Annotated in this window: 21 protein-coding genes; 15 read left to right on the forward strand and 6 right to left on the reverse strand. The window is 44.8% G+C overall.

The annotated features are described in order from the left end of the window. Window position 1 precedes the first annotated feature (1 nt). Window positions 2-1,321, reverse strand: a complete 1,320-nt coding sequence (locus IPJ71_07390) for an N-acetyl sugar amidotransferase (GenBank protein ID MBK7843506.1) — start codon at window positions 1,319-1,321, stop codon at window positions 2-4. 308 nt (window positions 1,322-1,629) lie between these two features. Here IPJ71_07390 and IPJ71_07395 point away from each other — a divergent pair, with 308 nt between their 5' ends. The 6 genes from IPJ71_07395 (at window position 1,630) to IPJ71_07420 (ending at window position 7,361) form a co-directional block, all read left to right on the forward strand. Then, window positions 1,630-2,796: an N-acetyl sugar amidotransferase gene (locus IPJ71_07395; GenBank protein ID MBK7843507.1), complete on the forward strand. Its 1,167-nt coding sequence runs from the start codon at window positions 1,630-1,632 to the stop codon at window positions 2,794-2,796. Between the two features lie 9 nt (window positions 2,797-2,805). After that, a complete protein-coding gene (gene hisH / locus IPJ71_07400; protein MBK7843508.1) occupies window positions 2,806-3,423 on the forward strand; it encodes an imidazole glycerol phosphate synthase subunit HisH in 618 nt (205 codons plus the stop codon). Beyond that, a complete protein-coding gene (gene hisF / locus IPJ71_07405; protein MBK7843509.1) occupies window positions 3,424-4,185 on the forward strand; it encodes an imidazole glycerol phosphate synthase subunit HisF in 762 nt (253 codons plus the stop codon). Next, entirely contained in the window at window positions 4,182-5,180 is a 999-nt protein-coding gene (locus tag IPJ71_07410) for an SDR family oxidoreductase (GenBank protein MBK7843510.1), read from the forward strand. Before hisF ends, IPJ71_07410 begins: the two co-directional genes overlap by 4 nt. A gap of 1 nt (window position 5,181) precedes the next feature. Beyond that, window positions 5,182-6,654, forward strand: coding sequence for a hypothetical protein (locus IPJ71_07415; protein ID MBK7843511.1), 1,473 nt, complete (start codon window positions 5,182-5,184; stop codon window positions 6,652-6,654). Window positions 6,655-7,034: 380 nt separating this feature from the next. Then, window positions 7,035-7,361 (forward strand): hypothetical protein, encoded by a 327-nt coding sequence (locus IPJ71_07420; protein MBK7843512.1) that lies wholly within the window; start codon window positions 7,035-7,037, stop codon window positions 7,359-7,361. Window positions 7,362-7,369: 8 nt separating this feature from the next. Here the strand turns inward: IPJ71_07420 and IPJ71_07425 are convergent, their stop codons facing one another. Both IPJ71_07425 and gmd read right to left on the reverse strand, forming a co-directional pair. Beyond that, a complete protein-coding gene (locus tag IPJ71_07425) occupies window positions 7,370-8,287 on the reverse strand; it encodes an NAD-dependent epimerase/dehydratase family protein (protein MBK7843513.1) in 918 nt (305 codons plus the stop codon). 2 nt (window positions 8,288-8,289) lie between these two features. Then, the gene (gene gmd / locus IPJ71_07430) at window positions 8,290-9,264 is read right to left on the reverse strand and encodes a GDP-mannose 4,6-dehydratase (protein ID MBK7843514.1); all 975 of its coding nucleotides are present in this window, start codon (window positions 9,262-9,264) and stop codon (window positions 8,290-8,292) included. Between the two features lie 609 nt (window positions 9,265-9,873). On the opposite strand from gmd, the gene IPJ71_07435 reads away from it, so the two are divergent. The 4 genes from IPJ71_07435 to IPJ71_07450 are packed head-to-tail and all read left to right on the forward strand — an operon-like array spanning window position 9,874 to window position 14,361. After that, entirely contained in the window at window positions 9,874-10,620 is a 747-nt protein-coding gene (locus tag IPJ71_07435; GenBank protein ID MBK7843515.1) for a glycosyltransferase, read from the forward strand. Next, complete coding sequence (locus IPJ71_07440; protein ID MBK7843516.1) at window positions 10,592-11,854, forward strand: DegT/DnrJ/EryC1/StrS family aminotransferase; 1,263 nt, start codon at window positions 10,592-10,594, stop codon at window positions 11,852-11,854. Before IPJ71_07435 ends, IPJ71_07440 begins: the two co-directional genes overlap by 29 nt. Window positions 11,855-11,870: 16 nt before the next feature. Beyond that, window positions 11,871-13,298: a glycosyltransferase family 39 protein gene (locus IPJ71_07445; protein MBK7843517.1), complete on the forward strand. Its 1,428-nt coding sequence runs from the start codon at window positions 11,871-11,873 to the stop codon at window positions 13,296-13,298. Continuing rightward, window positions 13,291-14,361, forward strand: a complete 1,071-nt coding sequence (locus IPJ71_07450; protein MBK7843518.1) for a hypothetical protein — start codon at window positions 13,291-13,293, stop codon at window positions 14,359-14,361. The genes IPJ71_07445 and IPJ71_07450 overlap by 8 nt, the downstream gene beginning before the upstream one ends. 107 nt (window positions 14,362-14,468) lie before the next feature. Here IPJ71_07450 and IPJ71_07455 read toward each other — a convergent pair whose 3' ends face one another. Genes IPJ71_07455 through IPJ71_07465 form a run of 3 tightly spaced genes read right to left on the reverse strand, consistent with a single transcriptional unit; the run spans window position 14,469 to window position 17,683 of the window. Continuing rightward, entirely contained in the window at window positions 14,469-15,218 is a 750-nt protein-coding gene (locus IPJ71_07455; GenBank protein MBK7843519.1) for a glycosyltransferase, read from the reverse strand. A gap of 42 nt (window positions 15,219-15,260) precedes the next feature. Continuing rightward, window positions 15,261-16,247 carry a GHMP kinase gene (locus tag IPJ71_07460; GenBank protein MBK7843520.1) on the reverse strand — a complete coding sequence of 329 codons (987 nt, stop codon included), beginning with the start codon at window positions 16,245-16,247 and terminating at the stop codon, window positions 15,261-15,263. Next, window positions 16,244-17,683, reverse strand: a complete 1,440-nt coding sequence (locus IPJ71_07465) for an HAD-IIIA family hydrolase (protein ID MBK7843521.1) — start codon at window positions 17,681-17,683, stop codon at window positions 16,244-16,246. The genes IPJ71_07460 and IPJ71_07465 overlap by 4 nt, the downstream gene beginning before the upstream one ends. A 238-nt stretch (window positions 17,684-17,921) precedes the next feature. Here IPJ71_07465 and IPJ71_07470 point away from each other — a divergent pair, with 238 nt between their 5' ends. From IPJ71_07470 to IPJ71_07490, 5 genes are all read left to right on the forward strand, one after another. Further along, window positions 17,922-19,001 carry an oligosaccharide flippase family protein gene (locus tag IPJ71_07470; GenBank protein ID MBK7843522.1) on the forward strand — a complete coding sequence of 360 codons (1,080 nt, stop codon included), beginning with the start codon at window positions 17,922-17,924 and terminating at the stop codon, window positions 18,999-19,001. A 508-nt stretch (window positions 19,002-19,509) separates the two neighbouring features. Beyond that, window positions 19,510-19,842, forward strand: coding sequence for a helix-turn-helix transcriptional regulator (locus IPJ71_07475; protein ID MBK7843523.1), 333 nt, complete (start codon window positions 19,510-19,512; stop codon window positions 19,840-19,842). Beyond that, the gene (locus tag IPJ71_07480) at window positions 19,829-21,079 is read left to right on the forward strand and encodes a type II toxin-antitoxin system HipA family toxin (GenBank protein MBK7843524.1); all 1,251 of its coding nucleotides are present in this window, start codon (window positions 19,829-19,831) and stop codon (window positions 21,077-21,079) included. The genes IPJ71_07475 and IPJ71_07480 overlap by 14 nt, the downstream gene beginning before the upstream one ends. Before the next feature lie 30 nt (window positions 21,080-21,109). Then, window positions 21,110-21,349, forward strand: a complete 240-nt coding sequence (locus IPJ71_07485) for a hypothetical protein (protein MBK7843525.1) — start codon at window positions 21,110-21,112, stop codon at window positions 21,347-21,349. A gap of 154 nt (window positions 21,350-21,503) precedes the next feature. Beyond that, entirely contained in the window at window positions 21,504-22,472 is a 969-nt protein-coding gene (locus IPJ71_07490; protein MBK7843526.1) for a hypothetical protein, read from the forward strand. The last annotated feature ends 103 nt before the right edge of the window (window positions 22,473-22,575 follow it).

Here is a 22,575-nt window from a genome sequence, read left to right on the forward strand (position 1 = left end):
ATTATTCATAAACTGTTTTACGAAGTCCCCACTGGCCTCCCTGATACTTCCATAAATGAGGCGATCTAAATTGATCTGCCAGTCTCATAAAATATTCCTGATCCATGATAGGTTGTTCAAACGCTTTCGATGCACGAGGAAATTCTCGTTCAGAAATGCTTAAATACCTGAATATCTCTTCACAAAAACGCTTCGGCCACTCCCCGTCAAACTTCTTCACTAAGGCGACCGCCTCTTCGCGACTAATCTCTCCTGAACGAATTTCCTGACTCGCATCATAGGTTGCTCTACCAATACCAAACTTGATAAAGGTCGTATAAAAATGAAAATCATCAATACGATCATCGATACTGTTGTATTTGCTATAGGTGCCTGGCGTTCTCTCTGGAGATGGTTCGAACCCTCCGTGTTCTACTGAATAATAATAACATCCCTGGGGATGCCATTTGAGGTAGTACCCAAGATAATGAACCTCAATCCCCTTCTCTCTCACTTTTTCTTGGTCAACAGGCATGTAGGGTTTTAGATCCAGATCATGCAACCCAAATTGGTCCTTCAGGTCCCTAACCGAAACACCGCTGATGAACATCTCCTCGGCGGGGCGATCATTTACAAAATAGGAATTGTCCCTAATTGCCCGCGAGGATTCTGCGTGTGGATTGCCATATTCAGCCTCATTTTCTCCATAAAATATCAATTGAATATTAAAAGCCTCAGCCGCCAATCTTGGCGCTAGAGCCTTTTGACCAATAATAAATGGCTGAAATGGATGAAATAATTTATCCACCGCAAGGCGAGTCAGTAGGCGATGTACCCTCCCGTTGGGAGTACAAAGGTAGTTATCAAAACCCGCATGTATCCAAGCTTGAAAATTCTTCCATCCCCATTCGGTATAGATGTGTGGAGCCCATGTCACGGTCAGTGGATGCATTCCATACTTTTCCTTCAGGACGTGGGAGGCATAAAAGCTATCCTTCCCGCCCGATCCTGGGACCAAACAATCGTAGGACCCATCTTCTTTTCTAAAACGATCACAAAGATCCCGCAATTCTCGATCACGGTCGGACCAATCAATGGTAATTTTTTTTTGAATTGCAACCCTGCAAGCATCACAAATCCCATCACTACCGATCTCAATCGTCCTTTTTTTAGATTCTGCAGTATGCATAAATTCGACCGCCGAATTAGGCCTCTGGTTTGAAATTACGCAATTTTTACAAAAACGTATCTCCCTCGGCAAACCATACTTCGCCTCAAGAGAACCCTCAGCCACTTCAAACTTTTCTAAATCAATCGTACCAGGACAGGGAATTATTGCCATTTTATGCCGAATCCTTTCAGTCGCTTCGCAGTGAACCCAACCACTTTGTGCTATAACACGACTCTATCAAATAGTTAGAGGAACTTACTCCGAATTATGAGATGCAGCAATATTCAAAAGACAAAATTAAGGTGAAAGTTCCTACCGGTTCGCAAGTTCCCTACTCCACAAGAAAGAAATAAAACTCATTGGTCAAAGTGCCACTGGTGCATAGCATAAAATGCTCATCCATTTTAGCAACGCACCCTCTCTCCTCAATAGCAACTCCTCGCCAATACAGGGTTGAGTTTGACCATCGGAAATAGAACATGCTAACTAGGATTCAATTTAATTTCTTTGGGGGTATTTTGAATCCCATCGTAACTTGTGTTCGTTGCCTGTGTGATACGACAATCTCATCTATCACCTTCGATGCCTCCGGGGTTTGCAACTTCTGCAAGAGCCACGATCGGGTTGCATCAAGATATCCGCTTGATTCCGATAACTTAGAACTTTCTAAATTGGTAGATGCAATCAAAAAAAGCGGATCTGGCAAAACATATGACTGTCTCGTTGGAGTGAGCGGTGGCACCGACAGTTCATTTACCCTGTGGTGGACAAAGCAGTTGGGACTAAAACCTCTGGCTGTTCACTTTGACAACGGGTGGAACACCGAACAGTCTGTCAGAAATATCAAGCGTATAACTGATAAACTCGATGTGGATCTCATTACCTACGTAGTGGAATGGGAAGAGTTCAAAGACTTGCAACTCTCTTTTTTAAAGGCAGCGGTTCCATGCATTGAAACGCCAACAGACGTTGCTATTCATTCGGTTCTATATCAAACTGCTGCGAAGGAAGGAATTCAGTACATTCTCGGAGGGCAGAGTTTTCGTACCGAAGGCACAGTTCCCCGTGAATGGTCATATTTGGACAGCACCTACATTCAGAGTGTTCACCGCAAATTTGGTAAAGTAGCTCTCCACTCCTATCCGCAGTTGTCTTTGCCAAAAATTTTCTATTATACGTTTATCAGAGGTATCCGAAATATTCCGTTACTTAACTACATAGAATACAACAAAATCGTTGCAAAAGAGAAGCTAAGAATAGAGTTTGACTGGTCCGATTATGGCGGGCACCACTACGAAAACATTTATTCCCAATTTGCGTTTGGATGGTACCTCCCTAGAAAATTTGGAATTGATAAAAGAAAGATATCTTTATCAGGCCCAGTACGCAGTGGACAGATGAGTCGCGAGGAAGCCGTCAGTAAACTTGAATTAGCCCCTCCGGTTAGCGATGACATCATCGGGTATGTAACTAACAAACTTGGCATCACTCAAACTCAATTTGATTCCTTCATGACCTTGCCGCCGAGATCTTTCAGGGACTATTTTACCAGCTATGATTTTTTGAAGCACCTTAGGATTCCTGTCAAAGTAGCTGTGAAAATGAAATTCTTTACTCCCGTTCTTTACGAAAAGTACTATGGTTGAGGCCAAAGAGTGATAACAATTGTTGATTTCGGAATGGGTAATTTGCGCTCAATTCAGAGCAAATTCGACATGATGAAAATACAAAATAAAATAGTAAGCAAATCCGAGGATCTCGCAGACGCAACAAAGATCATTTTGCCCGGCGTTGGGCATTTTAGGGCAGGAATAAACAATCTTAGAAGTCAGGACCTAATAGAGCCACTGAGTTGCAAGGTGATGGAAGAAAAAGTACCAATCTTGGGAATTTGTTTGGGAATGCAACTATTAGCTGAATATTCTGAAGAGGGAGATTGCGCGGGACTAGGTTGGATCAATGGAAATATTCGACGATTTTCTTTTGAAATGGATCCACAGTCTCCCCGAGTGCCTCATGTTGGCTGGAATCAAGTCCAATGGAAAAGGGAATCCATCCTTATGAAGGATATACCCGAGGAAAAGCGCTTCTATTTTACTCATTCCTTTTATTTTGAGACCTTTGATGAAAATTTGATTCTTGCGACCACGAACCACGGGATTACCTTCACTAGCGCTATTTCCTCAAATAATATTTACGGAACACAGTTTCATCCCGAGAAAAGCCATTTGACTGGGCTTAAGATCCTAGAGAACTTTGCGAGGCGAACTTAGATGGTACGCCCTAGAATTATTCCGGTTTTACTTTTAAAAGGTAAGGGACTCGTCAAAGGAATCCAATACAAAGACCACGCCTATGTTGGTGACCCAATAAATGCTATTCAGATTTTCAACAGTAAAGAAGCTGACGAGATATTATTTCTCGATATTACTGCAACTTCTGAAAATAGGTCTACCTCCCCAGAATTTATTCAGAGTATTGCTGACCAATGCCTGATGCCTTTCGGTATAGGAGGCGGCATCAGCAATATGACGCAAGTACAGTGCGCACTGAGGGCCGGGGCCGAAAAGGTATGCATTAACACGGCTGCTTTAGAGCGGCCTAAATTTATTAAGGAGATTGCAAGTCATTTTGGCTCTCAAAGTGTGATGGTCTCTATCGACTACAGAGTTGAAAACGGCGGGAAACTTTGCGTATACACACAATGTGGGAAAAGAAGATTTTCCGATGATTTAGTTGGCATTGCTAAACATGTTGAGGATATGGGAGCGGGAGAGATTGTCTTGACCTGTATTGACCGAGAAGGCACCGGTACAGGGTATGATTTAGAAACGCTCGGTCTAATTCGAAGGGTTTTGACGATTCCAATTATTGTGAATGGTGGAGCCGGCAACTATTCCCATTTCCGAGAAGCATTTAAGATCGGTAACGCGGATGCAGCTGCTGCCGGGAGCTTATTTCTATTTCATGGCCGGCGACGTGCAGTCCTTATTAGTTATCCCGAAAACAAGGAAATAGAGGAACTTACAAGATGAAGAAGATTCTTGTGACCGGTGCCGATGGATTTATCGGCTCACATCTTACTGAAAAACTGGTTTGTTGCGGATATTCCGTCCGTCCCTTTGTAATGTACAATTCAACCAACTCCTGGGGCTGGCTAGAAGCGTCTCCGCCTGAGGTAAAAAAGGAGCTAGACGTATTTGCCGGGGACATAAGGGACCCAAATGGGTTGCGGGAAGCAATGAAGGGCTGTAGCCAAGTTATTCACTTGGCAGCGCTTATAGCAATCCCGTACTCTTATCATTCGCCAGACACCTACATCGACACAAACATCAAAGGAACCCTCAATGTACTCCAGGCCGCTCGCGATTTGAATGTTGATAAGGTGCTTCATACCTCAACAAGTGAAGTTTACGGAACTGCGCGGTTTGTACCTATCAGTGAAGATCACCCTCTGCAGGGACAATCTCCCTATTCGGCCTCTAAAATTGGAGCTGACCATCTTGCCTTTTCATTTTTTTCTAGCTTCCAATTGCCGGTGACTATTGTCAGGCCATTCAATACTTATGGTCCCAGGCAATCAGCACGGGCCATCATACCTTCGGTTATAACTCAGTTATTGAGCGGTGCAAATAGCCTTTCCCTCGGCTCCTTAAGCCCAACTAGAGACTTCAACTACATCGCAGATACGATATCTGGTTTTTTAGCAGTATTGAAAGGTTCCGATACAGAGGGACAGGTGTTGAACCTGGGTAGCAATTTTGAAGTTTCAATATTTGATACAGTCCAATTGATAGCTCGAATTATGGAAACCGACATCACCATCCTAACTGACCAACAGCGGGTCCGTCCGGAAAACAGCGAGGTTAACCGCCTCTGGGCGGATAATACCAAGATCAAAAAAATCACCGGATGGGAGCCAGAGTACTCGGGACTGGGTGGATTTGAGATTGGACTCAGAAAAACCATCGAATGGCTGAGAGATCCATCAAATTTGCGACTTTATAAGCCGGAAAGGTATAACATATAAAGTGAAAGTCCATGAGTACATTAGGCTTTTGCAGTCCGCAGAAGATAAATTTCCTGTTTATGAATGGAAATGGCTCAACATTGACGTATGGCCGTTGTTGAAGGTCGGTTTGGCTTTTCATCTCGACGATCACGCTAAAACTTATAATTCTGCTTCGCTATTACACCACGGCGCCCAGATGCTTAAAGATAGGGTTAGCTCCTTCTTTGCCAAGCTAAAAGATGCAGAACATGAAGACACTTTTGAAACAAAAGCTGAAGTTGTTTTTTTATCCCTCACCGTTGAAAGAGGATTTAAAGTTCGAAACCATTGGTATAATCTTTACTGTGATCCCCTCATAGAAAAGTACAACAGCGAAGGCTATTCGACTCTTTTGCTAGAATCAGCTTTGAAGGGTAGATATCGCTATCCAAGGTATTCACCATCCGTATATGTTCAGCCCCAATTAAATATTTTGGCAGCGAAGTCCGTTCTCCGTGATTCGTCACCTGACTATTTCAAATGGCCAGAATTTCGATCCTTTGCTCAATTTATGGAACAAGAGGCTAAGGTCACAGAAGCCGAAATTCGATCGATCTTGAAGCGTCTCAACTTGGTTCGTAGATGGGCTGATTTCTTCAGACAAGTTTTCAGCAAAGTAGCCCCTAAACTAGGAATTGTGGTTTCCTATTATGGACCATTGGGGATGAGCTTTGTTCAGGCCTGTCACGAATCTGGCATCCCATGCGTGGACCTGCAGCACGGGGTGCAGGGTAACAACCACATAGCCTATGGCCGATGGCATAACATTCCTCAAAGAGGGTACTCCCTTCTGCCCTCAATTTTTTGGTGCTGGGATGATACCTCTAAGTCTAACATTGATAATTGGAGTTATTTTGCAGGAAAAAACCATCGTTCAGTTTTGGGGGGAAATCCCCTTATGTCTGAATTCGCCAATAGGAATTCATCGCTCACCAAATATTTTGATCCTTTGATAGATGAGGTTTTCAAAAGCTACCAAAATAATATTTTGATCACTCTTCAACCAGGAGAAATGAGTCAGATTTTAATTGATATCATTAAGGTGTCACCCTCCGATTGGCACTGGTGGATACGCCTTCATCCTACAAGTCAAAATCCTCCCTCTGAACTTATAGAATGTTTAGAAAGGCACGCCCCTGGCCGCTTCGATTGGCAAAACGCTAGCCGCTTGCCGCTTTATGCAATACTTAAGAAAATAAACGTCCACGTCACCAATTTCTCTTCCACAGTCCTTGAAGCTGAGAAGTTTGGCATCCAAACTGTATTGCTCCACAAAACAGGGGAGGAGTACTATCCGAATCAAATCAAAACCGGAACTGCAAGCCTAGCCCTGACCTCAGAACATGGCTTTTCGCTCATCAGTGATTTTCTTCGGCAGACAATTGGAAACATGAACGTTCCCGATCCATTCAATGCTACTGATCTATTTCTCGAGTCTTGGACTGCGGAGTAAAAGAAAATTTGAATAGTAACAATGTGGAATCGTGTTTTGATTCAAATCAAGACGTATTTAGTCATCTCCTTAATACTATCTTCATGATAAGCTAGCCTTGACTGGATTTTTCGCCGCCTGGCTGGAAGCTTTTGTAGTCCCAGGGGGTAACGTGTGAAGAGAGGTCTTCGCTTAGCAACCACAATTCTCTTCACATCTCTATTTCACTGCTCAGGCAAAATCAAAACTGAGGTCCAACCGTCAATTCGATTTTCCAATTATTCGGAAACATTTGATTTCCAGAAGCTTGAAAGTGGCATGCTCATACCTCCACAAGAATTCGGTTACTGGAATGCATAAGGCGAGACTTTCCAGCTGACCAAAGATAAAATACTTGTGCTTTGGACAAGGCTACACAATGGAGACGACCATGCCCCGGCCGCATTTTGGGTCGAGTTATCAAGTACGGCGATTCAGATTGCGCGGTATCGAATGCCCTTCAAGTCTTGGGTCCAATCGGAAACGACTACCATGCAGCCAATCCGAATATTGTTAAGGTTGGCAATCGCGTGGCCCTGTATTACATGGAGAAGTATCTGGGAGGAAATTTTCACGAGTTTCAATCACAAATTAAGCTCTTCTGGCTCAACTGGGACGAGAACTCAAGCCAATTGAGTTTCACATATGGAGGTTGCGTCACCTGCGATCTCCCCGAAGGATATTACTAACGGCCGGGTTAATAGGAAGTCGGATGACACGATTTTAATTTTTTGGAATGACAACCCATCACACTCCCACGGTCCGAGACGGCCTCTGTCCTATGCTCGATCAATTGATCGGGGAAACAGCTTTTGATTGAAGGCGTTTCATCCAAACGAACGCGCCCGGCATCTACTTCAAATACTATGCATTTTCCAAGCCTACTAGCCAGAGTTTGTGCTAGGCTGCGTAAGTTTCGTGACTGGCCACTGCAAATATTAAAAAGCCGAACGAAACTAGACTCAGAAAAGTTCGCCCCCGATTTAACAACCAATTCAAATGCCCTCACCAAATCAAACACAGAACCAATGTCCCTACGGACGTCCACATTCCCAACAGGGACCCTCACTTCCATGCTTTCGGACTGCATTAAAGCGTTGTAAACATGAGGGAGAAAAAAATCCCCGCCCTGAGACTTGTGGGAATGGTTGAACAGCCGCAGAATTGTTGCCCTGCCACCATATATTTCCATAAAATCCCGAATGGAATTCTCAGCATACAATTTAGAACGGCTATAAACATTGCCTGGTCTAACCGGAGATTCTTCAGTCAAGACAACTTCTGCATATCCTTTAACCGAGTCATAGACTTGAGCCGTACTCGCAAAGATGAAATGAGCCTTTGACTTGCACTTGAGCATTTGCTCCAACAGATTGGCCGTGCCAGCCAAATTGGTCTGAAATGTTTTTCCGGAATCCGCCTCGCAAATATGATATGCGCTGAGAGCAGCGAGATGCACAACAGCATCCCAATCCCCATTTTTAAGAGCAGCCGCCAAACCGCGAGAATCTAAGATATCCCCTTCAAACGGAAAAGCCGACCAACCAAGTTTTTCAAAGTGACGATTGAGACCTGATCCAACAAATCCGGAGGCTCCGGTCAAAAAAACCCTCACCCCTATACTCCCATCCTACTCTTGCCAACAAATGCAAGATCTGAATCCACCATCATATTGACGAGGGTATTAAAGCTAGTCTTTGGCTCCCACCCCAACTTTTGCTGGGCTTTGGCACTTGAACCGATCAGCAAGTCAACCTCAGCCGGACGATAAAACCGTTCATCGATCTTGACATACTTTTTATAATCAAGGTCTGCTCTTGTGAATGCGAGCTCCACGAACTCACGCACAGAGTGAGCCTCATCAGTTGAAACAACATAATCGCCAGGAGTATCCTGCTGCAGTATGAGCCACATGGCTTCGACATAGTCGCCAGCAAAACCCCAATCCCTTTTCGCATCAAGGTTTCCCAACCGCAACTCAGTTGCCAAACCATGCTTGATCAACGCCACATGGTAGGAAATTTTTCGAGTAACAAATTCAATTCCACGACGAGGAGATTCGTGATTAAACAAAATACCGCTGGACGCATGCATATCAAAAGACTCACGATAGTTGACAGTGATCCAGTGTCCATAAAGTTTCGCTACACCATAAGGTGATCGAGGATAAAATGGCGTAGCCTCACTCTGAGGCACTTCTTGCACCTTCCCAAACATCTCAGAACTAGATGCCTGATAGAAACGAGCCTTCGGGGCAACCCTTCTGACTGCTTCCAAGAGGCGAGTCACTCCTGTTGCAGTGAACTCTGCCGTGAGAACCGGCTGATGCCAGGAGGTTTGTACAAAGCTCTGTGCTGCCAAATTATAGATCTCATCAGGTTTCGATTCCTCCACTGCTGCTAGCAAGGAAGACTGATCTAAAAGGTCCCCAGACAAGAGCTCTATCTTATCCAAAATATGTGAAATCCGGTCGGTTACGATAGTGCTTGACCGACGTGTCAAACCGTAAACCTTGTAACCCTTTTCAAGCAAAAGCTCCGCAAGGTAAGACCCATCCTGTCCTGTTATTCCTGTAACCAACGCCTTTTTCATACCACAAGCCCTCTTCCCCATTTCGTTGGATAGTTCTTCCCACTTCTAGAAACAAGCAGGATGCCAGGAGTCGAATACCCGATGAAGCCGAAAAGATCGAGTAAATTTTGATCTTCCTAGTAGAATTATTTTGTATTTGAAACCGTCTCTCTTGGAGTTAGCAGATCTCAGCTCATCTTCAGTCCCATTCCCTCGATACATCTTCATTCCCACCAAAAATGGGAAATAAAGTTAAGCCACTAGCAATATAATTGCGCTCGCGTTCATTGAAGGCAAAGGCTAGATCCACCTCTCCGCGGCGGGTCAGGCAAGTTCGCTTGTCTAATATGCCTAAATTCCTACGCGGTGCTTAACTTCACTCCTCAAACTGACGAAAACGGAGAGGCGGCACCAAGAATTGTTAAAGATCAGGAGGATAATGAGAGCTTAGCATTCGAGTCACCAGCTTTGGGAAAATTATCCCAGCCATCCGCCCCAAATGGACAACCTCGGGATGATGCCATGCATTTTGAAAAATGTTGTTAAATCTCTTTGTCTATTGATGTATCCCGAATACCCAATTGGAAGCGGATGATCTAGCCACATCTTACGACCGAGACTGGTGTACAAATGATAGGAATTGTTATTCCCAGCTATAATGAGCACGACGGGCTTGTAGCTCTTTGCGAAAGTGTAAAAGCAACAGTCAAACAATCTCACATGATTGTCGTCGTCGATGATTCACCAAATCTAAAAACTGTTGACACCCTGAAAGATTTTAAACATCCAAAACTGATTGTCATCCACCGAAAAACAAAGGGAGGGCGCGGATCAGCGGTCATCGAAGGAATTGAAAAATGTGTCAATTTAGGCTGCACACAGATTGTAGAAATGGACGCTGACTTTTCTCACCCGACTGAAGAGTTGTCACTTCTGATGACTGAGGCGTCTCAACAAAGACTCGGACTCCTTATCGGCTCCAGATATCTACCACAAAGTCAGATTATTAATTGGCCATTGTCTCGTCGAATTTTTTCGCGATGTGCCAATTGGCTGGCGAGGCGAATCCTTGGGGTCCCCATTCACGATTACACCAACGGTTACCGTTGCTACTCGCGGGCCGCGGCCATTCACATCGTCAAAACCTGTGGCAAACTTGGAAAAGGCTTTATTGCCTTAAGTGAAATTTTAGTTAATCTCTATTTTTCCGGATTTACGGTAAGTGAGAGACCAACTGTTTTTCGAAATCGAGTGCGGGGCGAAAGCTCTGTTAATTTGACTGAAATCAGTGGGGCCCTGGTTGGACTCATGCGTATTTATGGACTCAAACGAAAGTTGCAGGCTCAGAATGAACAATTGGCAAGAAGCAATAGTTAAGGAATTTAAAGCTCGCCAAGCACTTCAGTTGGCAAATAGCGCTGAATTCCCTCTCATGGAAAACTGCTTTAACGAAGACGAGATCCTGGCCGGGGTTGAGGTCATGCTCTCCGGGCAGTTAACGATGGCCAAAAATGTCGTAGATTTTGAACAAGACTTTTGCCGCCGCACAGGCTCTCCATTTGCAGTGATGGTAAACTCTGGTTCTTCGGCGAACCTTCTCGCCGTAGCAGTCGCTATGAATCCCTTGCGAAAAGGATATCTGAAGACCGGTGATGAGATTCTCCTCCCTGCTGTCTGTTGGTCGACAAGTCTCTGGCCGCTCGTTCAGTTTGGCCTTAAACCTGTCTTTGTCGATGTGAATCCTCGAACACTCAATATGGATCTCAGCGATGCTGCCAAAAAAATCACCTCGAAAACCAGGGGTGTTTTCACGGTGCATATTCTTGGCAATTCTCCAGATATGGGCGCTCTTCAAAAGTTTGTTTCAGAACATGGCCTCATTCATATCGAAGACACTTGCGAATCTCTGGGCTCGACCCATAATGGTAAGTTCCTCGGAAATGTCGGAGACATGGGTTGCTATTCATTTTACTACTCCCATCACCTAACCACTGGTGAGGGCGGAATGGTCACCTGCAAGACTCAAGAAGATGCTGACTTGCTGCGATGCCTACGTGCACATGGTTGGACTCGAAACTTATCTAATCGCCAGGAGATCGAGAACAAGCATAGCGAAATTGATTCTCGATTTTTATTTGTTAATTCTGGATTTAATCTTCGCCCAACAGATGTCGCCGCAGCAATTGGTATCGTTCAGCTAAAGAAGATGGGAACGATGAATAGCAATCGCGTCAAGAATTATGAGAACCTGCGGCTGGCTTTGACGAACCATCCACATTGGAGAGGTCAGCTTGAGTTTATCGAACCAACCCCTGGCACCAAGCCTGTTTGGTTTGGATTTTGTGCGCTTTTAAATCAAAAATTTGCCAGTGATAAGAAAGAGTACCTGTCCGAACTTTCAAAATGTGGAATTGAAAACCGCCCGATTGTGAGCGGCAATTTTGTCAGGCAGCCAGCGCTCAAGCTTTATGGGCTCGAGCAGAATCCAGAAGACTTTCCGGGAGCAGAAGAAATCGATAAAAGAGGTTTCTTTATTGGACTACACACCACTCCCTTGAATGCAGAAAAGATTTTGCGCCTCGCCGATCTTCTTTTGAAACCTCTTTCTTAGGGAAGAGGGTGACTTCTTGCGCGTTTCTTGGTTTCGATATGTAAATCTCTGCCTCAGTCTTTCCTGGTTAGCCCTCGTCTATTTTTTTTTCGATCGGCACCCTTGGCCTTGGCCAGATGAGGCGCTCTACGCAGATATCGCTCAAAATTTTGTTGAGAGCGGCACAATGGGCATTTCTTTTTTTAAAGGATATTTTACCCAGATTGAGTCCCACCAGCACTTCTATCCTCCCTTTTATTTTTTGAGCTTGGCCTTATTGCTGATTATTTTTCCTCTTTCTCTTATAAGCTTAAGAGCCTTTTCTCTTTTTTGTTTGGTCGGAACCATTTTTTGGATTTGGAAAGCATTGAACCGGCAATTCAAGCCGATCTCATTTTTGGGGATGAGTCTCCTGATCCTATTTGACCCCGTCGTCTTGCGTGGCAGCCTGGTCGGTCGCATGGATACCCTTGGCGTCTTACTTATTCTAGGATCTTTGCTCACCCTGCATGTGGCCGAAAGGGATTCAAAAGGGAAAAAGAAAATCTATCATCTTCTTTTAACGGGGATCCTTGGCAGCCTTGCTTTCCTCACTCACCCAATGGCTTGGACCGCACCCGCAACATTAGGAATTTACTCTCTTTGGGCTCTTTATAAAAAATCTCTCACGATCCATGAGGTTTTATTGATTGCATCCTCCGGATTGATCGCATCAATGCCATATGTTGTTTGGGTCGCTCTTGATAAAGCTTATTTTTTTGAGCAATTCCAAGCCCAAGTGGCTCGTAAAGCTTTTGTATCGCCAAAAAGCATCTCTGAAGGAATGAGTTCTTACGAGGTTCTTTTCAAACAATACTCCCTGATCAAGCCTGCCGGAATATTTCTTGCGGTTCTATCTTGGAGCGGCCTCATTTGGTTTTCACTTAAGGATTTTAAAGCACTTAAGTTTGTCATAGCTCATCTCATCGCGGTGTGCCTGGCCTCTTACAGTCGCGAAATGTGGTATCCTCTTTATTTTATTTTGACGGGCTCAATAGGACTGCTTTATCTCTTAGATCGGTGCAAACCACAGGTCTCTTCATTTTTGATCTTGTCTCTTTTGATAATTTTTTCTTATTCTCACCTCAAGAAAATTGAAGAACTCAGAGGATTTAACTATGGACTCTATTGCGCTGAAATCGTGAAGATGGTTGGTGCCGAACAGAGGGTTTTCTTGGCCTCAGTACCAGATCCCTATTTTTGTTTTGCTTCAAAAAAGATTTCATTTGGGCAGTTCATTCCTGGTGCAATCCCCGTCAATGTCGAAAAAGCATTTAAGAAATTTGACGAATACAAAGTTTTTATTGGCGGAGAGGACTGGTTCGGCGAACACCTCAAAGAATATTTAACTGAGCGAGCTGGCCAATTTAAAAAACAAGAAGGTCACTTTGCGGGCTTTCCATTCAAGGTTTGGAAGCGTGAGTAGATTAAAAGTACCCGTATTGAAGCGCCGCTTCCTCCACATGGCAGTTCTCGCTGCCATTCTTGGGGCTGGAATTTTCTTGACATCTTATAGCCCAAATGTAAGGGGCACTCTTGTTGGGAAGTGGAACGATCACACCTCAAATATTTTATCTGCTCAAGTTTTTTGGAAAAAGGGATTTCGAATATACACAGAGCCCACTGAGGCTTTCAAACAACTGCTGGCCCCCCACTTCGATGAAATAGTGAGCCCAATCCTACCTCGCCACTACCCTCCGGGCCTTTGGATCATATTGTTTCCAATCACATTTGCAGAACAACATCAATGGATCAGCCTCGACCTCGCAAGTCGGCTGAGTCTCGCTCTTTATTTCCTATTTGCTTTAACGACGATTTGTTTAATTTTCCAACTTACGAGCGCCTACTGGGCCTCGCTCTCTTCGCGACTCGCACGGACAAGTTTGGCGGCTTTTACTATTTTGAGCGCTGTCGAGCTTGCAAGATGGGCCCTAAATGGAATGTACGACCCAGTCTCTGTCCTCCTTTTGCTTTTGTCGATAAAAGCCTATGAAAGGAGTCGATTCTCTCATGCGCTTGTCTATTATTCCTTAGCACTATTTTTTCATTTTCGCGCCTTGTGGTTGGCTCCTCTCTCGCTCTTTGCCTTCGTTAACTACTTCAGATCTAGTTCCGATACAGCATTCAAGACTATCCTGAATCCGAAAGTTATTTTTTCAGGAGTTCTTACTGTTTTAAGTCTGGTCAGTTTTGTTTTAGCGGCACCTGGTCTCAAAAATTTGCCAATTAACAATTATTTTTTTATGGGCCTTCCCTCCGAAATTCACTGGTGGAGATTCTCCCTTTTTATCCTAATGACTGTAATCGTGGGCGGTAATTGTTACAAAAGCGGAGGTTTTTTGGCATTGAGTTGTATCGCTTGGGCAAGTTTTATGTGGCTGCTCACCCTCTCATTCAACAATGGTACGTTCTTTTTCTTATACCCATCGCCACTCTTTTATTTTCTCAAAATTTCGAAACCCAACGTCGCGCCCAGGTTGTTAATCTGATCGCACTGTGGTGGGCAGGAACATGCATTTTGCTCATGCGAAATTCTCCATTTGAATTTCGATTCTTCCATGAAATTATTGATCTATTTATTTAACTCTGTATGGCACTATTTTTTCTTGGAATACATGCACTTTATATTCCATAACTCAGCAGGTGCCATTAAAAAATCACTCAGCCTGAGCTTTGAACCAGCAATGTCATGCCATTGATTCAAGGGAAGCTCGTGAATGATTGCAGAGCCTTTTTCTTTGTATTGTGGAGTCGTCATTATTCGAAACAATAGCTCGATATCAAAAAGCCAGCGAGACGTCAGAGGTTCTAAAAATATACTTTGTGCGATTTCTCTTCGAAAAATTTTTGCCCCACATTGGGTGTCGTAAACTGGGAGGCCTAGCACCAAACTCGCCAAAGTAGCAAATACTCTGCCGATATAGTGTCTGTACCAATGTCGCACAATATTGGCCCCAAGCCTTAGAATCCTCGCGCCCATGACTAGGCTGACCATGGGATTTTCCTCAATAATTCGCCGAAAAGATTTTATTTCAGAGAGAGGAGTTGCGAGATCCGCATCCCAAAACCCCAACCAATCACACTGAGTTTCCGAAAGTAGTTTTAATATTCCCTCACGTACGCTGGCGGCCTTGCCTAAGTTGTTCGGTCGATCAATAACCAGTGTTTGTTCTGGATACTTCTTAGAAATACCCTTAAGGACCGATCCCGTCTCGTCTCGACTGCCATCATTGACAAAACAAAATACCAGCTCGAAAGATTTATCTTCGTCGAGAAATTGGCTAAAGGATTTCACATCGAGGCGCTTCGCCTCATTAAAGCATGGAATCACCAATCCAATTTTCACGGCATCTCCCGTAAATGATTCACCCCTGAAGCTTCTGCCAGGTCACTGTTCGGCATAGATCACCTTCGAACCATCATTTTCAAAGCGAAACGGTCGATGGTCCATGCCATTGGCTTCAAGAACTTTGGCTATTTGCTCGCGCTTTTCAGGGGGACAGCAAACAAGCAAAAATCCACCTCCGCCGGCACCAAGTACCTTTCCACCAAAAGCTCCATTGTCCATTGCCAATTGGTATTGAGTATCAATGTCACTGCTCGACACTCCGCGAGCCATTCCTTTTTTTAAGACCCAGCCTTTATGAAGGAGATCTCCAAAGGCATCAAATCGACCCGCGTGAAGTGTCTCTCGCCCTTTCGAGACCAGCTCAACCATCTTCTTGAGGCGTTCAATTTTTTCAGGAAACATCATGTTTGCCTTTTGCTCACTCAAAATCGCAGAAGCCGGTCGATTTTTACCCGTGTAAAACAACATGAGGTGTTCTTGAAAAGCCTCATAATAATCTGGATTTAAAAATAAGGGCTCAACCTTTACTCGTTCATCGGCTGAGTATGAAATGACGTTAAGTCCGCCATATGCCGCCGCATACTGATCTTGCTTCCCGATTGGTTCTCCCAAATCTTGAATTTCGACCTCGCAGGCCTCACGTGCGATTTGCTCTTTTGTGACAAACCGACCTTGTCTCGAATACAAATTGTGCAAAACTCCCACCGTAAAGCAGGAAGAAGACCCCAACCCCGTCCCAGAAGGAATATCAGAAATCGAACTGACTTCTAGTCCACCTTTAATATCCAATCTCTCTATAACTCGCCGTAATATCGGGTGTTCAATTTTGGCGACTGAATCCACAGTCTCCGTTTTTGAATATTTCATACGGAATTGATTTCGCTCAAAAAAATCATGAGACGAGATGTACATGTACTTATTAATGGTCACACTTAGGGTCGCCCCGGGAGATTGCTGGTAAAACCCAGGGAGGTCGCTTCCGCCGCCTAAGAAGCTCATTCGAAAGGGAGTTTTGGTAATAATCACTTTTTCAACTCCCCGTTTGGAATACTCAAAATAAAATCAATGGCCTCGCTCAGTTGCACAAACGTTCGATCTGGTTTCTCATTTTTAAACTCACCGACTCTGCCCGGACCTTGAGCTAAGCCAAAACACATTCTCAACTCAGCGGCCCGTCCGGTACCGATGTCCCGCCAAGTATCGCCTACAATAAAAGATTTAGATAGGTCGATATTAAAAAATTGGGCCGCACGTTGAAGCATTCCAGGTGCGGGTTTACGGCAATCACAGAAGCACGCGTAGGCATTTTTTTCGCCTCCATCCTGCCCGTCGGGATGATGGGGACAAAAATAGATGGAGTCAAACCATGCTCCCTTTTCGCCTAAAATGAACTCCATCTTTTTGTGGAGTTCCCTGATTCCCTTTTCGGTCCCGAAGCCTTTTGCAACCAGTGGCTGGTTGGTGACCACAATGGCCAAATACCCAGACTTATTTATTCTTTTTAATGCATCCGCCACATCATCAAAAAGTTCTAACTTATTTGCGTCGTAAAGAAAATCAACGTGTTTACAAACAACTCCGTCACGATCTAAAAAAATGGCTGGACGAGGATTGCGACGATTGAGTTTCTTAATCTTGCCACTCAAATAATCCTCTTCTACGGCCAACAGACGATCAGGGCTTCCCATGTCTTTAAGGTACTCGGCCGAAGGATAAGCATAAAAACTCTCCTTTGAAACCAAATAGGGAAAAACGTCTCTCCCCAAATCCAAGGTTTTGCCATTGACCAAATAATTAAAAATGCGAGGGTTCAGCAAATACACGGCGGCATTCACTTGGTTATGATAAAAGCGACCCGGATCATGCGGCTTTCCATGAAACACCGATATTCGAAAATCATCTTCAAACTCCACAAGGTCGCTATCATGGGGATGGTCGTTTGGATGAACCATTAAAGTCGCGCAAGGATTCTGCTTCTGAAAATGAAAACGCCATAGAGATTCAATGTTCATATCAACCATGACATCCCCGTACACGACCAAAAATGGAAGAGATTCACCCTCAGGGAGCGGGAGGGGCAGCGGCCACGACGAAGCACTCTGACTTTCCTGACGAATTTGAGTCTCTGCTTCCTTCAATGCGCCCGCCGTACCAAGTGGCTCACTCTCCACACAATAGGAAATTCTCAACCCCCATCTGTCACCATTTCCGCAAAAGCTTTCGATATCTTTATGCAGGTGACCAGTTAGGATAATAACCTCTTTGAGACCCTCTCTCGCCAGCCACTCTAGCTGATGCTCTATGATCGGTTTACCACCGATAGGAACCAATACTTTGGGGAGCTTCTGAGTTAATGGTCCAAGACGTGAACCTTTCCCACCTGCCAATATGACTGCCTTCAAATGAATACCACTTTCTACCAAAGACCAAATAACCAAATGACCAAATGACCAAATGACCAAAGACGGCCTAAATTAATTCTTAGGCACAATTTTGACAAGTTGTGTGATTTGGTTGCAGAGCGCAAATTGAAAAAATATCTGATCCGCCTCAGACCAGCGGAACAGTAAGAGGCACGAGCTGTCTATTTTTTGGAATAAGCCTGCTGATAAAGTTCCTGTACAAAGCATTCCTTGTTGAACGATATTGAGATCCCGTATTATGACTAGTTAACCACCAAATTAAAGGTGAAAAGGCTGAATGAGCAACCAAAGCGAGCAAATTCCTGCTCCTGATCATCCAACGGATCGCAGTCTCGTGACACGAAAAATTGCGATTGGGGGAGTGTGGGCCTTTTTAGGTCGTATTGGCTCAGTTCTGCTCGTTGTAGCCGTTAATGGCCTCGCATCCCGACTGCTTTCACGCGAAGAAATGGGTGCTTATTTTATATGTCTGAGTTTTGTTGCTATTCTGAGCATTCTTGCTCAAGTGGGATTGAACCACAGCATCGTTAAGCTACTCGCGTCAGAGATGGCATTGGATAGAGCTGACAAGGCGAAGGCGCATATTCTTGCGGCCTTTAAGCTCGTTTTATTGTTGTCCTTGGGAATTGTTTTTTTATTTAGCAGTTCCCTCACGAAAGACTTTATCTATCGGTTTTTCAGTTCGAACCTGTTAAAAAATGAATTGGGTTGGGTTTCCCTTTGGGCTGTACTTTATTCCTTTCAAACACTCCTCGCAGAGATTTGGAGGGGACTCCAAAAAATTGATCATGCGACGGTATTTGGAGGTCTCTCCACCCAGTTTTTTACTTTAGCTTTTTTAGGCATATTAATTTTTCTCGGCCACTCAACCCATCTCCACGGTGTCGTTCTTATATCCATTTGCTCAATTTTTATTTCGATTCTGCTCAGTTTGTTATTGATGCTTCCACTGCTTGCCGAATTTGGAAAAGTAAGTCTCACTTCAACCAGGGAACTCATCGGCTTTTCATGGCCTTTTTTGTTTACCTCTATCACTTTATTTATGTTAAGCCAGGCTGATCTTTGGCTCGTCGGCTTTTTAAGCCCAGAAGCTGAGGTTGCCTACTACGGAGCGGCTGTCAGAATTACCCTTTTAACCACCATGCCACTCGCAATCGTAAATGCCGTCATCCCTCCTTTTTTGGCTGAAAGACACACCATCGGTGACAAACAAGGAATGGAAACCATCCTTCGCAGCTCCGCTCTCATCGCATTCCTCCCGGCTTTGCTTTTGTTCGTGATTTATTGGTTTTTTGGAGCGCAATTGCTTGAACTTGTGTTTGGCCTTGCTACGGCCAAGGCGCCCCGATACTTTTGATTTTAACTGGAGGCTATCTTGTTCACATTCTAGCCGGCTCTCCTGGATTCACGCTGATGATGACAGGCAACCAGAAGCCGATGATGATCATCACAATCACCGCAGCGATGAGTATGCTTCTCGTCGGTTACCTAGCGGGAAAAGCCATTGGCCCAATTGGAGTTGCCTGGGGGAGTTTTTTTCGGCCTCACTCTCCAAACACTTGGCATGTGGACATTCACAAAACTGCGACTCGGCGTTTGGACCCACCCCAAATTTGGTCGCATCTTTTTATTACGTGAAATCCTGCAGGGTCTCTTAATTTCCCGTTTACGTTAGTTGGGATAGAAAAAGGATATCTATCTGTTTTGACTAGATAAATTAATTTAATGCTCTACGCAAAACCTAACTTGAGGCTCATCCCTTATTTTGTTCACAAAGGCAGCAGGGAGCTGCTTGGTGTTTATATTGTTCTATGTATAGATCATATGATATGATATGATCCATATAAAGACCAAAAGAGGTACGCATGCCTTTAAATAGACGGACTTACTCGAAGGTTACAAGGACAGCACTGGAGCTATTCGGCCAGCACATCTGCTTGGAACGAAAAGCTAAGAAAATGACCGCTCAGGAGCTTGCCGATCGAGCCGGGATTTCTCGGGGCTTGCTGCATAGGATTGAGCAGGGAAATCCCACTTGCGAAATTGGCGTGGCTTTTGAGTTGGCAGCGATCTTGGGAGTCCGACTATTTGATGCTGATGAAACGAACATAACCGCTAAATTGGAGCGGATTAAGGATAAAGTGGCCTTACTCCCCAAACCTACCACGACGACCAAGGACTTTAATGATGCCTTCTAAAAATCCTAAAGAAGCCTTCGTGTGGATTTGGTTGCCAGGGAAGACTTCGCCCGTCGTGGCTGGGAGGCTGGTTGTCACGACTAACGGCATTTACGAATTTAACTATGGACAATCGTACTTAGATTCCAAAGATGCGATTGCCATATTTAATGACGAATTGCCGCTAAAGAATGGAATTCAATACCCACTGACTGGTTTGTCGATTCCAGGCTGTCTGAGAGACGCGGCTCCCGATGCATGGGGAAGGCGAGTTATTATCAACCAAATATTTGGAAGAGCAACAAGAGATATCGACATTGATCGACTCGACGAACTGACTTATTTGCTCAATTCAGGCAGTGATCGTATCGGTGCCTTAGACTTCCAATCGTCGGCTGATAATTATATTCCGCGCCTCTCCGAAGGCGCGACTCTTGAAGAGCTCCTGAGTGCAGCCGAAAAAGTTGAAGCTGGTGAAGCACTGACCCCTCAATTAGGGCAAGCCTTGCTTCATGGCAGTTCGATTGGAGGCGCTCGACCAAAAGCCCAGATCGAAGAGACGACTAAAAAATACATCGCCAAGTTTTCATCTTCGACCGATATTTTTAGCCTTGTTAAAGCGGAATTCATCGCCATGCGTTTGGCCGAGAAAGTTGGATTAAATGTAGCTCCTGTTAGGTTAGAGAGTGTTATGGGCAAGGACGTTCTTTTGGTCCTTCGTTTTGATCGACGCCGTCGAGGAAATTTGTGGGAAAGACGAGCGATGGTTTCGGCCTTAACTATTTTAAGACTCGATGAGATGATGGCAAGATACGCAAGCTATGTGGATTTGGCCGAAAAGATCAGGCACCAATTTACCGCCCCTAAGGCTACGCTAAAAGAACTATTCGGCCGATTGGTTTTTAATATTATTTGTGGCAACACCGATGACCATGCTCGCAACCATGCCGCTTTTTGGGATGGAACCCAACTAACACTAACCCCAGCATATGATATTTGTCCCCAAATCCGGATCGCCAATGAAGCTTCCCAAGCGATGAAAATTCATGGCAACTCCAGTGCCAGCCAACTGGCCTTAGCAAAAAAAAGCCATAGTTCCTTTTTGCTATCAGAAAAAGACGCCAAAAAAATCATCGAGCACCAAATAGCTACCGTAAGAGAAAATTGGGAATCTGTTTGCGAAGAATCAAAAATAAACCAAGTAGACAAAAACCTTCTGGCCAATAGAATCTTTTTAAACCCCTTCATTTTCGAGTAGGTGCCAGGTGTTTTTAAAACTCTCAAATTTATGGTAAAGAATGAAAAAGGCTATGGCAACGTCACCTTCAACGCCAAGGCCGTCAAAGACGCATACTCAAAAGCGAAGACGAAACGGAAGCATCCAACCAGCGTGAATTTGCCTGAAGAGGTCATCACTGAAGGTCTCGCCAAGCGAAAAAAAAGGGCGCGTAGAAGCCAGGGCAAGGTAGGGAGGACTTCATTTTGGTGTTGTCCCTGCTCAAGCTTGATTTTGTTGCCAAGTAACTGAATGAGGACTTGCTCCCTTGCCCCATTCACTTATTTCCCTAGCCCCCAACCAGTTGCTCCGATTGCCCCATTCAGTTGTTCCCTTGACTGCATTGATGCATTGACGTTGATAGGCCCCGCATGCTACGGGAGACTCACTATTTTGAGGAAATCTTATGTTTCGCTTAATTCTTATGGCTGCGCTAAGTCTTCTTCCTTCTGCCACACTGGGCGCCCAGGCCGGCGACAGACCTCCAACAAATGAGACTGGGCCTTGCGCGAAGACCCTCGCAAAAGGTGAAGCCGCGTCGAAGGACCTGTATGAAGCTGCGCCGCTGGCCGTGTATGAGGCCGCTCTGCGGGCCCTGGAAGCGCTCAACGCCGAAGCAGAATCTCAGCTTGGCGTGGCTTCCGATACGGCTAAAGAAAAAAATCAGACTCTCTTGATCAAAGCCCTGAGAGATAGGGCCAACGAGGTTTTGTCGGCCTCTGAATATCCATCCAACGACCAAAGAAGAGGGAATCAACAAACAGAGGTTCCACAAATCGTTTTGACGGCATTTGAATTGGCCAGAAAACTCGAATTTCTTCAATCGCAGCTCTCTCCGCACCGCTTGGGCAGCACATGGTTGCAAACCATTGTCCCTATTGATATTCCTCGATCTGTCCTTTACGAAAGAAATGATTCCTCAGACACCCCATCACCTGTTCGCCGAATTGAAATTCTTGCGGCAAAGGAACTGCTCCTATATCGAGGTCGGGAGCTCGTTAGCACTCTCTACGGAGCTGTTTACCTTTTAAGCTACAAGGAAGGCGACGATAGAACTCCTCTGTCTATTGCGGGCTCGGATCGCAAGCGATTGGCATTTCGCAGAGTTAACATTCCAGCCAAACCATCCTCTCAACGCGCAAAACTGTTGCGTATCACTGAATTATCGAAGTCTCTTTGGGAAGGAATTCCTGAACCATCCGAAGGACGAGAAGTTCAGGTTATTTTGATCTCGGATTCAGTTAAAACAGCAATCCCTCTCGCAGCTACCACCGCCGCAACCTCTCGCAGTAAGGCTGGGACGAGAGAAGAAGAGGGAGCAGATGACTTTCCGGATTTCTTCTGGAATTTTGTGAAGGAACCGCTACCATACTAAATGCTAAACCGCCAAACGAGTGAGGCAGTGCGCCCCACATAAAAAGCGTCGCGCCATGTGAACGCCATGTGAACTACGTCCGTCGCACGCAGCAGAGCCAACC

The sequence above is a fragment of the Bdellovibrionales bacterium genome, from assembly GCA_016714165.1.
GTDB lineage: Bacteria > Bdellovibrionota > Bdellovibrionia > Bdellovibrionales > UBA1609 > JADJVA01.